This is a genomic window from Agrobacterium sp. V1 (assembly GCF_030518355.1).
Taxonomy (GTDB): Bacteria; Pseudomonadota; Alphaproteobacteria; order Rhizobiales; family Rhizobiaceae; genus Agrobacterium; species Agrobacterium cucumeris.
The window spans coordinates 1,575,058-1,587,885 of sequence record NZ_JAULSF010000001.1; the positions used below are offsets into that span (position 1 = coordinate 1,575,058).

The window sequence follows — 12,828 nt, forward strand, 5'->3', positions numbered from 1 at the left end:
CTGGAACAGAATAAATGACCCGCCCAATCTCCCCGCTCCTGCCCATCGTTTATTCACAGGAAGTTGCCGCCGCCAAGCAGCGCGGTGCGCCGATCGTCGCACTTGAATCGACCATCATCACCCATGGCATGCCCTATCCCGGCAATATCGAGATGGCCGAAAGCGTCGAACAGATCATTCGGGACCAGGGCGCCGTTCCGGCGACCATCGCCGTCATTCACGGCACCCTGCATATCGGCCTCGAAAAGGACCAGCTGGAGGCGCTCGCCCAGACCACTGACGCCATGAAGGTCTCGCGCGCCGATATCGCCTTCGCAATTGCCGAGCGCCGCACCGGTGCCACCACGGTTGCCGCCACCATGATCGCCGCCGCCCGCGCCGGCATCCGCGTTTTCGCCACCGGCGGCATCGGCGGTGTACACAAGGGCGCGGAAGAGACCTTCGACATCTCCGCCGATCTGACCGAACTGGCCAAGACCGGCGTCATCGTCGTCTGCGCCGGCGCCAAGGCGATCCTCGATATTCCGAAGACGCTCGAGGTTCTCGAAACCAACGGCGTGCCCGTCGTCACCTTCGGCTCGGAAGAATTCCCGGCCTTCTGGTCGCGCTCCTCCGGCCTGGCGAGCCCGCTTTCGCTGAACAGCCCGGCAGCAATCGCCAATTTCCAGGTAACCCGCGAACAGCTCGGCATCGATGGCGGCATGCTGATCGCCAACCCCGTCCCGGAAGAAGACGAAATCCCCCGCGAAGAAATGGAAATCTACATCAACCGCGCCATCTCCCATGCCGAGCGCGACGAAGTCACCGGCAAGGCGGTCACGCCCTATCTGCTCGGCGATATCTTCCGCCTAACGGATGGCCGCAGTTTGGAGACCAATATTGCGCTGGTGCGCAACAATGCGCGGCTGGCGGCGGAGATCGCCGTGGCGCTGGACTGAAGAGCATTCAGTTTTCTCAGTCATCCTCGGGCTTGACCCGAGGATCCACGTTGCGACAGCAGAAATGGATCCTCGCCTCAAGGGCGAGGATGACGGTGCGAAAGTAGCAAGCTCGAAACCAACAAAAAAGCCCGGAAAGCTTGCGCTCTCCGGGCCTTTGTTTTCCTGCCAGAACCCGATCAGTTCTGCGCGACCGGCTTTACCAGCGGCGTGACGCGGCGGATGGTGACGCGGCGGTTCTGCTGTTCCGGACCGAGTGTCTGGACCTTAAGGTAACGCTCGCCATAACCCTGCGTCGCAAGGTTTTCCGGCGGAATGCCATAGACATCGGTCAGCACATTGGCGACGGATGCGGCACGCTCGTCGGAAAGAACGAGGTTGCTTTCATCCGAACCCACGGCATCGGTATGGCCTTCGATCAGGAAGGTTTCACCGGGGTTCTTGTCCAGTGCCTTGTTGATCGCGTCCGCCACCTTGCGCAGTGATCGAGCCTGCGCCATCGGAATTTCGGCGCTGCCGGTGGCAAAGGTGATCGTATCGAGGTCGATACGGCGCACCTTGTCACGGATACGGGCCGAATAGCGCACTTCATCCAGCGAATAGACACGCTCCACCGGCTCGACCGGCGGCTGCTCGAGGAAGCGGTAATAATCGCGGTCCGGATCGCTCGACGTGTCGATGATATAGTCACGAACGGGGATGCGCAGGCGCATCGGCGGCAGGTCGAGGCCCGGATCGCGATAGACATAATCGCGGTCTGGATCGTCCATCAGCTCCGGCGCATAGAACAGCACATATTCCCGGCCGCGATCATCGATGCGCGAGCGCTGGATCACGTCGCCATAACGATTGCGGATCGTCACCACCTGCGTGCCGTCACGGCGCTCCACGGTTTCGCGGACGCGACCGCCCGGCAGACGCTCGTAATAGGGCTCGCCGCCATCACGAATGAAGCGCTGATTGTCATCGCCACGCACGACGACACGATCGCCGAATTGCAGGATGATCGGCGCATCGCGATCACGATCCCGGTCACGCGGGCGGCCCTCACGTGGCTGCCATTCGCGCACGCCTTCCGGCCGCTCATATTGCGGACGACGGTCGATGCGCTCGCCCTGCTGGGAGGTGATCGCCTCCATTTTCACAGGCGGCGGCGGGGTCTTGCCTTCGGCGGCACCGGCGCGCTGCGCCTCGGCGTCGGAGGTCGGAACCTTCACGTCACCGGCCTGTTCACGCTCCCGGCGACGTTGCTCGCGGGCCTGATTGTTGCCGGAGCGTTCCACTTCCTTGTCGCTGTCGAGAACGGCCGCACCCTTGTCGACCGGCAGGATGACGGTATCGGCGGTCTTGGACGGGTCCTTGGCAACCGCCTTGGCCTTGTCCAGCTCCTCCTTCGTCATGGGCGGTGCTTCCGTCTGCGGAACGGCAACCTGGTTGGGAACGGGCTCGCCGGCAGGCGCCTGTCCGGTCGTGGCGCCGCTTGGCGGCGGGGGCGTCGGCGTGCCCGGCAGCGGCGCTGCAGGCTCTGTCTTGCCCTGACCTTCGACTGGCGGCTTCTCGGAAGGCTGCTGGCCGGGTGCGGGGTTGGGCTGTGCCTCTGGCGCCGGCGGACGTGCAGGTGTCGGCGCTTCCGTTGGAACAGGCGCTTCTTTCGCGGCCGGTTCCGGAGCGTCGGGCTTTTTCTCCGGAACAGCCTTTTCGGCCGGTTCGGATTTCTGTTCCGGAGCCTTTTCTTCTACCTGCGGCTTTTTCTCACGCGGTTTGGCAGGCTGCTCGGCATTGTCAGGACGTGCGGCCGGCTGCTCGGCGGCAGGCTCTTTCGCACGTTCCTTGCGCGGGCGCTCCTTCGGCTGCTGTTCAGCCGGCGCTGCCTCAGGCGCGGCTTCGGGGGCGGCCTCCGGGCGCTGGCGTGCGGGCCGCTGCTCGCCTTCCCCTTGAGGCTCCTGTGCCCGCTCGGGTTTGCGTGGGCGTTCCTGCGGCTGTTCGGCAGGCGCCGGTTCAGGGCGGGCTTCGCGCTGCTGCTGCGGCTCACGCTGAGGTTCCGGCGGTGCCTCACGCTTGGGTTCGGGCTGCGCTTCACGTTGTGGCTCCGGGCGCGGTTCGGCAGGTGCGGCTTCCGGCTTCGGCTCGGGCGGGCGTTCACGTGGCGGCTCGGGGGCCTGCTTCGGCGGCTCGGCCTGCGGCTGCGCTTCTTCGGCCTGCTGGCGCTGTTTGCGCAGAAGCTCCTCCGGGTTTTGTTCCTCGGCGACCTGGCCTTCGGGCTGCGCCTGCGCCAGAATCAGCGGGCTCTGCAACTTGGGCATCTGGGTCTGCGCCCGCGCGGCTCCGGCAAAACCGGCAGCAGCCGGCTCCACCGCAATCGCCAGCGACATGAGGGGGAAAACCACCCCCGTCAGCAATCTGTTCTTCTTCAGCATCGGTGCTTCCTCATCTGCCATTATTGGTCGCTTGTATCGCGACATCTTGAACCGGCTGCGCATGCAGGCGCTGGTCAACGCCTTGCACACGCTTCGGTTCCCATGATGGACAAAGCCTTGTGTACCGGAAATGAACAGATCAAGGCGTTTTCGTGAAAGCTCTGCGGCGCAATCGAGGTGACTAATATTGCAGTTGCATTTTTTGACCAACCGGATGAATAATTGCCCCGGCGCTGAAGGCCACGGAAAACAAAAAAACATTCCGTCGCGCCTTGCGCTTATGGCGTCCGCACTGAAAACAACAACAGACTGCGGATGAACGACCAAAAGAGAGGATCGAAATGCCTATTTCCACCCGTCTGCTCGCAGCCGTATCGATTGCCGCTATCTCGCTGTTTTCAGGTGCCGCCCTTGCACAGGACAAGATCGTCATCGGCACCGAAGGCGCCTACCCGCCCTTCAACAATCTTGAAGCCGACGGCACGCTGACCGGCTTCGACATCGACATCGCCAAGGCGATGTGCGAACAAATGAAAGCCGAATGCACCTTCGTCACCAATGACTGGGACGGCATCATTCCCGCCCTTCAGGCCAAGAAGTTCGATGCCATCATCGCGTCCATGTCGATCACGCCCGAGCGTCTCGAGAAGGTCGATTTCTCCAAGAAATATTACAACACCCCGCCGGCCATCGCCGTGCCGAAGGATTCGCCGATCAAGTCCCTCGACGACCTGAAGGGCAAGTCGCTCGGCGCACAGGGTTCCACCACCCACTCCAACTATGCTGAAAAGCATTTTCCGGATGCCGACGTGAAGATGTATCCGACCGCCGACGAATATAAACTCGACATCGCCAATGGCCGTATCGACGCCGTGATCGACGATATCGTCGTGCTTTCGGAATGGCTGAAGACGGATGCCGGCGCCTGCTGCAAGATCCTGACGCCCCTCAAGGTCGATGTCGAAATCAACGGCAATGGCGCAGGCGTTGCGGTCCGCAAGGGTGACACAGCGCTCGCCGATAAATTCACGGCTGCCATCGCCGGTATCCGCGCCAGCGGCAAATACCAGGAGATCAATAAAAAATACTTCGATTTCGACGTTTACGGCGAGTAAGCCTGCTCGATCTGTTGAAATCTGGTGGCGGAAGGCTTGCCCTTCCGCCATTTTTGTTTGAAAACGTCACCATAACAATCACGGCGGCTTAAGACCGCGGGGGAAAACTGGCATGAGCGGAGCATTTTCCGCCATAGGTGCGTTCTGGACCTATGTCTCGACACTTCTCGACCCCTTCTGCGGTCCGGTCGGTCTCTTCTCGCTTTTCGGAAACGGCACCCTTGTTGCGTGTGGTGATGCAGGCTGGGGCGATGAAATCGCCTTCGGCGTCAAGGTCACGATCTCGCTGGCGCTTGCGACATTGCCTGTCGGCCTGCTGATCGGCTTCCTCATCGCGCTTGCGGCGCAATCGGAAGAAAAGTCGCTGCGGCTGGCAACCGGCATCTACACAACCATCTTCCGCGGCCTGCCGGAACTGCTGACGCTCTTCATCGTCTATTACGGCATTCAGATGCTGCTGCAATCAGCAGCGGGTTATGTCGGCATCACCGGCCCGGTCGAGATCAATGCCTTCGTGGCCGGCATGGTCGCGCTATCGGTGGTGTTTTCATCCTACGCTTCCGAAGTGCTGCTCTCCGCCTTCAAGGCCATTCCCAAGGGCCAATATGAGGCAGGCCATGCGCTTGGCCTGTCGCGCGGCCGCACCATGGTGCTCATCATCATTCCGCAACTGGTCAGGATCGCCCTGCCCGGCATGACCAATCTCTGGGTCATCCTGCTCAAAGACACGTCCTACGTTTCGATCATCGGACTTGCCGATATCATCCGTCAGACCGGCATCGCCGCCCGGGTCAGCAAGGAAGCATTCTTCTTCTACGGCATCGCCTGCCTGCTTTACCTCATCCTCGCACTTCTCTCCTCCATCGGGATCGGCTTCATCGATCGCTGGTCTCGCAAGTCGGAGGCACGTCGATGAGCCATATCAATGAACTCATTCCGCCGCGCCCGGCGCCAGCCATAGCCGACAAGCCGCTCAACATATCGCGCATCGTCGGCATCGCCGTCATCATGCTCTGGCTGCTGCTCGCCGCCGGCTTGATCTTCGCCATGATCGAAGGGTGGGACTGGGCGAAATTCGAACGCTACGGGCCGCGTTATATTGACGGCCTCATCACCACCATCACGCTGGTTGGCAGTTCGATCATTCTCGGCGCAATCCTGTCAGTGCCGATCGCCTTTGCGCGTATGTCGAAAAACCGCGCCCTCGGCGCGCTGGCCTATGCCTATGTCTATGTCTTCCGCAGCACGCCGCTTCTGGCCCAGCTTTTCCTGATCTATTACGGCCTCGGCAGCTTCCGCCCGCAACTGGAGGCCGTTGGTCTGTGGTGGTTCTTCCGTGAAGCCTGGTATTGCGGCCTCCTGTCGCTGACCCTCAACACCGCCGCCTATCAGGCCGAAATCCTGCGCGGCGCAATCCGCAGCGTGCCGCTCGGCCAGCATGAGGGCGCCGCCTCGCTCGGCATTTCGAAATTCATCACCTTCCGCAAGGTCATCCTGCCACAGGCACTCATCGTCGCGCTGCGTCCTTACGGAAACGAGATCATCCTGATGATCAAGGGTTCGGCAGTCGTCTCCATCGTCACGGTTTTCGACCTGATGGGACAGACCCGCTACGCCTTTTCCCGCACATTCGATTACCAGGCCTATCTCTGGGCCGCGATTTTCTACCTGACGATCGTCGAGACGCTGAGGCACGTCTGGGCCTGGCTGGAAGCCCGCCTGACACGCCACCTCAAGCGTTAAGTCAAAGCTTGGCAGCACTCATCAACTGAGGCTGCCAACATTTTGAAAAATATAACTATTTTGTGACAGTCCATGGCTTTGGCAAGGTTGGATTAACCCTGTCGTGTTCCCATGTCAGATACAGCGGCAACGCTGTGATCGGCAATCATGGAAACGGGAACCGCCGTCATGAACAAGGACATGGAAATGATGCTGAGAGGCTACGGCCTCACCACCGCCCAGATATTCTACCGCATGCCGGACCATCCGCTGGTTCTGCAGACCTATGTCTGGCAGGACTATGATCTCGCCCCGGATTTTCCCGAAATGCACGGCTTCCTCAAATTCTGGCAGGAAAAGCTCGACGGACCGCTACATTCCGTCCGCTACGTGCACCGGCAGGTGATCTCGGCGCAGGAATGGCGTGCCCTGAAAGGGGAGTTCATCATCCACTGAGAACTGTTCCCACATAAACGTTGCGCCAACCACCGTTGCGGCTTACAGCAAACGTCAACCGAAGACGTTATGGATACCGCACGATGACGAAGAACCAGAAAATCGACGAAGAGGCGCTTGCCGAGGCCTATAACCGCGCACTGACGCTTGAAAAAGCCGGCGATGTGGAAGCGGCGGTAAAAGCCTATCAGGAAGTTCTGGCGATCGATCCGGAAGATCACGGTGGCGCCGCCGTGCGTATCGCCGCCATGGGCCGGGGCGAAACGCCGCCGAAAGCGCCAGACGCCTACGTCGAGACCCTGTTCGATCAGCACGCCGAAGCCTTCGAGGACATTCTTGTCGAACAGCTGGGTTATGCCGTACCGATGATGGTGCGCCAACGGCTGCAGACGCTGAACCTCGGCCCTTTCAAACGCCTGCTCGATCTCGGCTGCGGCACCGGCCTCACGGGCGAGGCGCTGCGCGACATGGCCGAGGACATTACCGGCATCGACATCTCCGAAAACATGGTCGAAATCGCCCATGAGAAGGACCTCTACGAGACGCTTTACGTCGCCGAAGTCGAAGATTTCCTTGAAGATAATGACGACGAAGCCTTCGATATCATCACAGCCACAGACGTGCTGCCCTATCTCGGCGCGCTGGAACCGCTGTTTTTCGGCGCCGCCGAAAACCTCAATGCCGGCGGCCTGCTGATCTTCTCGTCGGAAACCCTGGACGAAAAGACCTTGGCCGGACGTCCCTATATGGTCGGCCCGCATCACCGTTTCGCCCATGCGGAAAATTACGTTCGCGAAAGACTGGCTGCGACCGGTTTCGATATCCTCGAAGTCACCGATATCAACGTCCGCATGCAGGACGGCAACCCGACACCGGGCCATCTGGTGATTGCCAAGCTCAAGGGCTGAGGCCCCGACATTGCGGCATATTTCTTCTCCCCGAGGGGGAGAAGATGGCCCGAAGGGTCAGATGAGGGGGCAACGTTGCCGGATTTCGGAGAGCTTGCCCCCTCATCCCGCTGCCGCGGACTTCTCCCCGCCGGGGAGAAGAAACAAGTGGCGTCCGCTCGGCCCAATGCGACGAACTCTGCCGTGCTGAATCAATATCTCATCAAGATCGCCCAGCCAGTTGAAGAGATTCGACTTTCCGTCGCAACAACCCGCAAATAAAAATGCCCTCCCCGGCAACCGGAAAGGGCATTGCTCAAAAACCGGATGAGCGGCGTATCACTCTTCGCCGGATTTCGGATTATCCAACAGCATGTAATCGAGCGGCAGTTCCGTCGTATATTTGATCTGCTCCATCGCAAACGCAGACGACACGTCGCGAATTTCGATCTTGGCGATCATCCGCTTGTAGAAGGCGTCATAGGCAGCAATATCAGGCACGACGACGCGCAGGAGATAATCGACATCGCCGCTCATGCGGTAAAATTCGACGACCTCCGGAAATTCGGAAACCACCTCGGAGAAGCGCTTCAGCCATTCGATGGAATGGGAGGCGGTGCGGATGGAGACGAAAACCGTGACCTTGGTGTTGACCTTGACCGGATCAAGCAGCGCCACACGCCGGCGGATGACGCCGTCCTCTTCCATCTTCTGGATACGCCGCCAACAGGGCGTCGTGGAAAGTCCGACCTTTTTCGCCAGATCAGCGACGGCCAGCGTGGAATCCTCTTGCAGAATGCGCAAAATCTTACGGTCAAGGCGATCCAATGCGTCTATCCTCCTGAATTAATTTCCTTTCAATACACTAATTTTTGCAGAAAAACAGAAAATTGTTTCACTAAAGCCGCATTTCCACATGTTGCCGCAGAACTGGAAGCAGCTCCTGCGTGAACCATGGGTTCTTTTTCAGCCAGCCGGTATTGCGCCAGCTGGGGTGCGGCAGCGGTAAAATGCCGGGGCCGGAATTGGCGTGCAGGTAGCCGCGCCAGTTCTGCACGGTTTCGGTCATGGTTTTGCGTCGCTTTTCGCCCAGATGAAAAGCCTGCGCATATTGGCCAACAGCAAGGATCAGATCCACCTGCGGCATCGCTTCCATCACCCGCTCACGCCATGCAGGCGCACATTCGCGCCGGGGCGGCAGGTCGCTGCCCTTGTCGTCGTAACCCGGAAAACAGAAACCCATGGGCACAATCGTGAAACGGTCGGGGTCATAAAAGGTCTCGCGGTCGACATTCAGCCATTGCCGAAGCCTGTCACCTGAAGCGTCGTTAAACGGCAGTCCCGTCTCGTGCACACGCAGGCCCGGCGCCTGCCCGGCAATCAGGATGCGGGCCTTCTTCGACATGATAACCACCGGCCGCGGTTCATGCGGCAGGCGATCGGCCATGCCCCTGACAGGCGCGTCACGACAGAGGCGACAGCGGGCAATCTCGCCGCGCAACGCATCCAGCCCGTCATCGAACCTCGGCATGGATTGATCCATCTCAGCCATGCGACCATCCCAGAAGATGGCGGATGACGGTCAGGAACCCCGCCGCCGGTGTCTCGATATCCGCTGCGCGGTGCTCACGCCGCCATTGCGAAGGTTTTTCGAATTCGCCCGCCCAGATGCCCCGCGCATCCCGGCGCGCTGCGGCCTGTTCACCTGAAAACTGGAAATAACCGGAGGCGACAGCAAAACCCGCCGACACCATTTCCGCCAAAACATCCCTGCCGCCGGCGGCACAATAAACGAGCAGCCGGCCGTAACGGTCCCTCGAACTGCCGGAACAGGAAAAATTCTGCGCCACGACCAGCCGTTGCAGCACACGGCGCGCCTCCTCCCCGCAGGGCCAGGTCTCGGCGCCGCGCCGGCATGTCTGTGACAGTTCGGGCGCATCGATACCCAGCAGACGAAACCGCTCTTCACTCTTTGAAAGCGTATCGCCATCGATCACGAAGAAACGGCCGCTATACGTCTCGCTGTTGATCTGGTCGAGCTTGGCGGCGATGAGGATGCCGAGAAAAACCGCGGCAAGAAACAGCCCGCCGTCGCGAAACGCCGAAAAACCCCTGCGCCTGCCTCCGTTTCGTCCCATGTAACAACAAACCCTTGTCAGAAATGGCAAACAAATCCTTTCACGGCAGCATCTTCTTAAGATTTTGAGCGTAGCCTGCAAGGGTTCATGTCACCTGCGTTGTAACAATGAGTAAAAGCGTCAGCACGTCCACCGACAAGATCATCGTCGACCGCTCGAAAAAACACCGCAACAAGGCGGTTTTCGACACGGTGAAGACGACGCGTGAACGCCTGCAGCAAGGTGCTGGCGGAACCGAAGCCTATGAACGCGAAATGCTGACCATGCACATCGCCGAGACCCTTCAGGGCGCGATGTTCATGCCGCTTTTCATCGTGCTCGCCTCCGTCATCGGTCTTTATATCACCCGCGACATCGGGCTGATCATCTGGTCGCTGATTGCGCTCAGCTTCCACGCCATGGCTCTGGTACTGGCCAAGAGAGCGGCGAAACAGGAGATCACGCCAGAAAATCTCCAGCACTGGAAAAACCTGTTCCTCGGCATGCAGATCCTCATCGGCTGCGCATGGGCCATGTTCGCACTGGCCGAACCGGCGCGCAACGACCCGACGCTTGTCCTCTTCTTCAAGGGCGCAACGCTGCTGATCGCGCTTTCGCTGACCGCCATGGCCAATTTCATGCTGCGGCGAGCGACTTTCATGACCTTCCTGCCGGTTATGGCGGCTCTGTGCGTCACCTCGGCCATCTCTCGTGATCCATTCGATGTCGGCCTTGCGCTGATGTTTGGCATGGCGATCCTCTTCTGTCACCGCATCACCAGCCGGCTCTACCAGACCAGCGTCAAGCTCCTGTCCTCCCAGACGGAAAAGGACGACCTGATCGCCGAGCTCGAAGTCGCCAACTCGGTTTCGGATGAAGCGCGACGCCGCGCCGAAGAGGCCAATCTGGCCAAATCACGTTTTCTCGCTTCCATGTCGCATGAGCTGCGCACCCCACTCAACGCCATTCTCGGCTTCTCCGAGGTCATGGCTTCAGAAGTGCTCGGCCCGCTCAACAATCCGCTCTACAAGGAATATTCCGGCGATATCCATCGCTCCGGCCAGCACCTGCTCGATCTCATCAATGAAATCCTCGACCTGTCGCGCATCGAGGCCGGTCGCTATGATCTCAATGAGGAATCCATCTCGATGCTGGAAATCGCCGAGGATTGCATCGGCATGATCCAGCTGCGCGCCCGCGCCAAGACGATCAGGATTTCGCAACAGTTCGAAAGCAGCCTGCCGCAGGTATGGGCTGACGAAAAATCGATCCGCCAGGTCATTCTCAACCTTCTCTCCAATGCCGTGAAATTCACGCCGCAGGGCGGTGAAATCCTTGTGAAAGCCGGCTGGACGGCGGGCGGCGGACAATATGTATCGATCAAGGATAACGGCCCCGGCATTCCCGAAGACGAAATCCCCGTGGTGCTGTCGGCCTTCGGTCAGGGATCGATCGCCATCAAGAGCGCCGAACAGGGAACCGGGCTTGGCCTGCCCATCGTTCAGGCCATTCTTGCCAAACATGACGGCCAGTTCATCCTGAAATCGAAGCTGCGCGAAGGCACCGAAGGCATCGCCATCCTGCCGGCAAAACGCGTGTTGCAGAGCCTGCCGGCCGTGGAGGAAACCCACGCGATCCAGCCGCGCCGCCGATCCTTCGCATAAGGGCTCAAGGCCTCAGAAGAACAACGTCGTTACCAGCGAATAAAGCACGAAGAATCCGTTCGCCATCAACAGGCAGAAAACGGCGAAGGAGCCGAGGTCCTTGGCATGTCGCCCGACCGAGGAAATTTCCGGCGAAATGCGGTCCACCAGCTCCTCAATCGCGGTATTGAGCGCCTCGACCGCAAACAGCAGCAACATCAGCACAGTGAAGACGAGAAGATGCGCAAAGGGCGCAGCGACGATGAGAAGCAGGCCAAGCCCGACGCCGAAGGCCAGAACCTCATGCCGGAACGCCGCTTCCTGCCACAGCCGGCCCAGCCCCTGCACGGAATAGCGGGCAGCGGCGAAAAGATGCCGCCAGCCTTTTTCCTTGCGGAATGCCGGTTCGGGTTGCTTCTTTTGCGGCGTCGCGTCCATCTTCGGCCTCAATGATCGGTGCGGGGGCTGATGCGGGTGTCCACACCCGCCGCTTCGAAAGTCGCCATGCCGGAATGGCAGGCGGCCGCAGCCTTGACGATGCCGGCGGCAAGCGCTGCCCCGGTACCCTCGCCCAGCCGCATGCCAAGCGCCAGAAGCGGCGTCTTGCCAAGCTTTTCGACAGCGGCCAGATGACCGGGCTCACCCGAGACATGGCCGATCAGGCAATGATCGAGCGCCGAAGGATTGGCGGCTTTCAGGAGAGCCGCAGCGGCGGTTGCCACATAACCGTCGATCAGCACGGGAATACGCTGCACGCGCGCCGCGAGGATAGCGCCTGCAATCGCCGCAATCTCGCGTCCGCCGAGACGGCGCATGATTTCCAGCGGATCGGACAGGTGGTCCTTATGGAACTCGACAGCGGCCTTCACCGCCGCGATCTTGCGGGCCATGACCTCGCCTTCCGAACCGGTGCCGGGGCCGGTCCATTCTTCCGCCGTGCCGCCATAGAGCGCGAGGTTGATCGCCGCGGCAATCGTGGTGTTGCCGATGCCCATTTCGCCGACGCAGAGAAGATCGGTGCCGCCGGCAATCGCCTCCATGCCGAAGGCCATGGTCGCCGCACAGTCGCGCTCCGAAAGCGCCGGCTCGCAGGTGATGTCGCCGGTCGGATAATCAAGCGCCAGGTCGAATATCTTCAGGCCGAGATCATTGGCGACGCAGATCTGGTTGATGGCAGCACCGCCGGCTGCAAAATTCTCCACCATCTGCTGGGTCACGGAAGTCGGATAGGGCGTAACACCATGACGGGTGACACCATGATTGCCGGCAAAAATCGCCACCAGCGGACGGGTGACGGCTGGCGAACGGCCTGACCACGCGGCCAGCCACATGGCGATTTCCTCAAGGCGGCCGAGCGAACCGGCAGGCTTGGTCAGCTGCGCATTGCGCTCCTTGGCCGCCACCAGCGCGTGCGTCTCCGGGCCGGGAAGCTCACGCAACAGCGCGCGAAAATCGTCGAAGGGCAATCCGCTCATGCTCATGGTGTCGGTCTCTTTCGTAGCCGGGTTGGCTGTCGCATCGGCTCATGCGTCC

The 12,828-nt window shown here is 60.4% G+C and carries 13 protein-coding genes; 7 read left to right on the top strand and 6 right to left on the bottom strand.

The window, feature by feature from the left end; genetic code table 11:
* Nucleotides 1-14 precede the first annotated feature (14 nt).
* Nucleotides 15-938, top strand: a complete 924-nt coding sequence (locus tag QSV77_RS07685; protein WP_142840139.1) for a pseudouridine-5'-phosphate glycosidase — start codon at nucleotides 15-17, stop codon at nucleotides 936-938.
* A 179-nt stretch (nucleotides 939-1,117) separates the two neighbouring features.
* Here the strand turns inward: QSV77_RS07685 and QSV77_RS07690 are convergent, their stop codons facing one another.
* Nucleotides 1,118-3,355: an OmpA family protein gene (locus tag QSV77_RS07690; RefSeq protein ID WP_302733026.1), complete on the bottom strand. Its 2,238-nt coding sequence runs from the start codon at nucleotides 3,353-3,355 to the stop codon at nucleotides 1,118-1,120.
* A 341-nt stretch (nucleotides 3,356-3,696) separates the two neighbouring features.
* Between QSV77_RS07690 and QSV77_RS07695 the strand changes: the two genes are divergently transcribed.
* The 5 genes from QSV77_RS07695 (at nucleotide 3,697) to QSV77_RS07715 (ending at nucleotide 7,556) form a co-directional block, all read left to right on the top strand.
* Nucleotides 3,697-4,470, top strand: coding sequence for an ABC transporter substrate-binding protein (locus QSV77_RS07695; RefSeq protein WP_142840141.1), 774 nt, complete (start codon nucleotides 3,697-3,699; stop codon nucleotides 4,468-4,470).
* Nucleotides 4,471-4,582: 112 nt separating this feature from the next.
* Entirely contained in the window at nucleotides 4,583-5,386 is an 804-nt protein-coding gene (locus QSV77_RS07700) for an ABC transporter permease (RefSeq protein WP_142840142.1), read from the top strand.
* Nucleotides 5,383-6,213, top strand: a complete 831-nt coding sequence (locus QSV77_RS07705; RefSeq protein ID WP_302733028.1) for an ABC transporter permease — start codon at nucleotides 5,383-5,385, stop codon at nucleotides 6,211-6,213. Before QSV77_RS07700 ends, QSV77_RS07705 begins: the two co-directional genes overlap by 4 nt.
* A 168-nt stretch (nucleotides 6,214-6,381) precedes the next feature.
* A complete protein-coding gene (locus QSV77_RS07710; protein WP_142840668.1) occupies nucleotides 6,382-6,648 on the top strand; it encodes an usg protein in 267 nt (88 codons plus the stop codon).
* An 83-nt stretch (nucleotides 6,649-6,731) separates the two neighbouring features.
* A complete protein-coding gene (locus tag QSV77_RS07715) occupies nucleotides 6,732-7,556 on the top strand; it encodes a class I SAM-dependent methyltransferase (RefSeq protein ID WP_269699818.1) in 825 nt (274 codons plus the stop codon).
* A gap of 318 nt (nucleotides 7,557-7,874) precedes the next feature.
* Here QSV77_RS07715 and QSV77_RS07720 read toward each other — a convergent pair whose 3' ends face one another.
* The 3 genes from QSV77_RS07720 to QSV77_RS07730 all read right to left on the bottom strand — a co-directional run bounded on the left by QSV77_RS07720 (nucleotide 7,875) and on the right by QSV77_RS07730 (nucleotide 9,673).
* Complete coding sequence (locus tag QSV77_RS07720; protein WP_003507846.1) at nucleotides 7,875-8,363, bottom strand: Lrp/AsnC family transcriptional regulator; 489 nt, start codon at nucleotides 8,361-8,363, stop codon at nucleotides 7,875-7,877.
* 70 nt (nucleotides 8,364-8,433) lie between these two features.
* Nucleotides 8,434-9,087 carry a uracil-DNA glycosylase family protein gene (locus QSV77_RS07725; protein WP_302733031.1) on the bottom strand — a complete coding sequence of 218 codons (654 nt, stop codon included), beginning with the start codon at nucleotides 9,085-9,087 and terminating at the stop codon, nucleotides 8,434-8,436.
* Nucleotides 9,080-9,673, bottom strand: a complete 594-nt coding sequence (locus QSV77_RS07730) for a thermonuclease family protein (protein ID WP_302733032.1) — start codon at nucleotides 9,671-9,673, stop codon at nucleotides 9,080-9,082. The genes QSV77_RS07725 and QSV77_RS07730 overlap by 8 nt, the downstream gene beginning before the upstream one ends.
* Nucleotides 9,674-9,780: 107 nt before the next feature.
* Here QSV77_RS07730 and pdhS2 point away from each other — a divergent pair, with 107 nt between their 5' ends.
* Entirely contained in the window at nucleotides 9,781-11,316 is a 1,536-nt protein-coding gene (pdhS2, locus tag QSV77_RS07735) for a two-component system sensor histidine kinase PdhS2 (protein ID WP_046798204.1), read from the top strand.
* 12 nt (nucleotides 11,317-11,328) lie between these two features.
* On the opposite strand, the gene QSV77_RS07740 is transcribed toward pdhS2, so the two are convergent.
* Together QSV77_RS07740 and cobT are read right to left on the bottom strand one after the other, a co-directional pair.
* Complete coding sequence (locus QSV77_RS07740) at nucleotides 11,329-11,733, bottom strand: diacylglycerol kinase (protein WP_142840147.1); 405 nt, start codon at nucleotides 11,731-11,733, stop codon at nucleotides 11,329-11,331.
* Between the two features lie 8 nt (nucleotides 11,734-11,741).
* Nucleotides 11,742-12,776, bottom strand: a complete 1,035-nt coding sequence (gene cobT / locus QSV77_RS07745; RefSeq protein WP_110757180.1) for a nicotinate-nucleotide--dimethylbenzimidazole phosphoribosyltransferase — start codon at nucleotides 12,774-12,776, stop codon at nucleotides 11,742-11,744.
* Between the last annotated feature and the right edge of the window lie 52 nt (nucleotides 12,777-12,828).

Coding starts and splice junctions, on each gene's coding strand:
- cobT (WP_110757180.1), bottom strand. CDS start 12,776: ATGAGCATGAGCGGATTGCCCTTCGACGATTTTCGCGCGCTGTTGCGT.
- QSV77_RS07710 (WP_142840668.1), top strand. CDS start 6,382: ATGAACAAGGACATGGAAATGATGCTGAGAGGCTACGGCCTCACCACC.
- pdhS2 (WP_046798204.1), top strand. CDS start 9,781: ATGAGTAAAAGCGTCAGCACGTCCACCGACAAGATCATCGTCGACCGC.
- QSV77_RS07695 (WP_142840141.1), top strand. CDS start 3,697: ATGCCTATTTCCACCCGTCTGCTCGCAGCCGTATCGATTGCCGCTATC.
- QSV77_RS07725 (WP_302733031.1), bottom strand. CDS start 9,087: ATGGCTGAGATGGATCAATCCATGCCGAGGTTCGATGACGGGCTGGAT.
- QSV77_RS07740 (WP_142840147.1), bottom strand. CDS start 11,733: ATGGACGCGACGCCGCAAAAGAAGCAACCCGAACCGGCATTCCGCAAG.
- QSV77_RS07700 (WP_142840142.1), top strand. CDS start 4,583: ATGAGCGGAGCATTTTCCGCCATAGGTGCGTTCTGGACCTATGTCTCG.
- QSV77_RS07730 (WP_302733032.1), bottom strand. CDS start 9,673: ATGGGACGAAACGGAGGCAGGCGCAGGGGTTTTTCGGCGTTTCGCGAC.
- QSV77_RS07715 (WP_269699818.1), top strand. CDS start 6,732: ATGACGAAGAACCAGAAAATCGACGAAGAGGCGCTTGCCGAGGCCTAT.
- QSV77_RS07690 (WP_302733026.1), bottom strand. CDS start 3,355: ATGCTGAAGAAGAACAGATTGCTGACGGGGGTGGTTTTCCCCCTCATG.
- QSV77_RS07685 (WP_142840139.1), top strand. CDS start 15: ATGACCCGCCCAATCTCCCCGCTCCTGCCCATCGTTTATTCACAGGAA.
- QSV77_RS07705 (WP_302733028.1), top strand. CDS start 5,383: ATGAGCCATATCAATGAACTCATTCCGCCGCGCCCGGCGCCAGCCATA.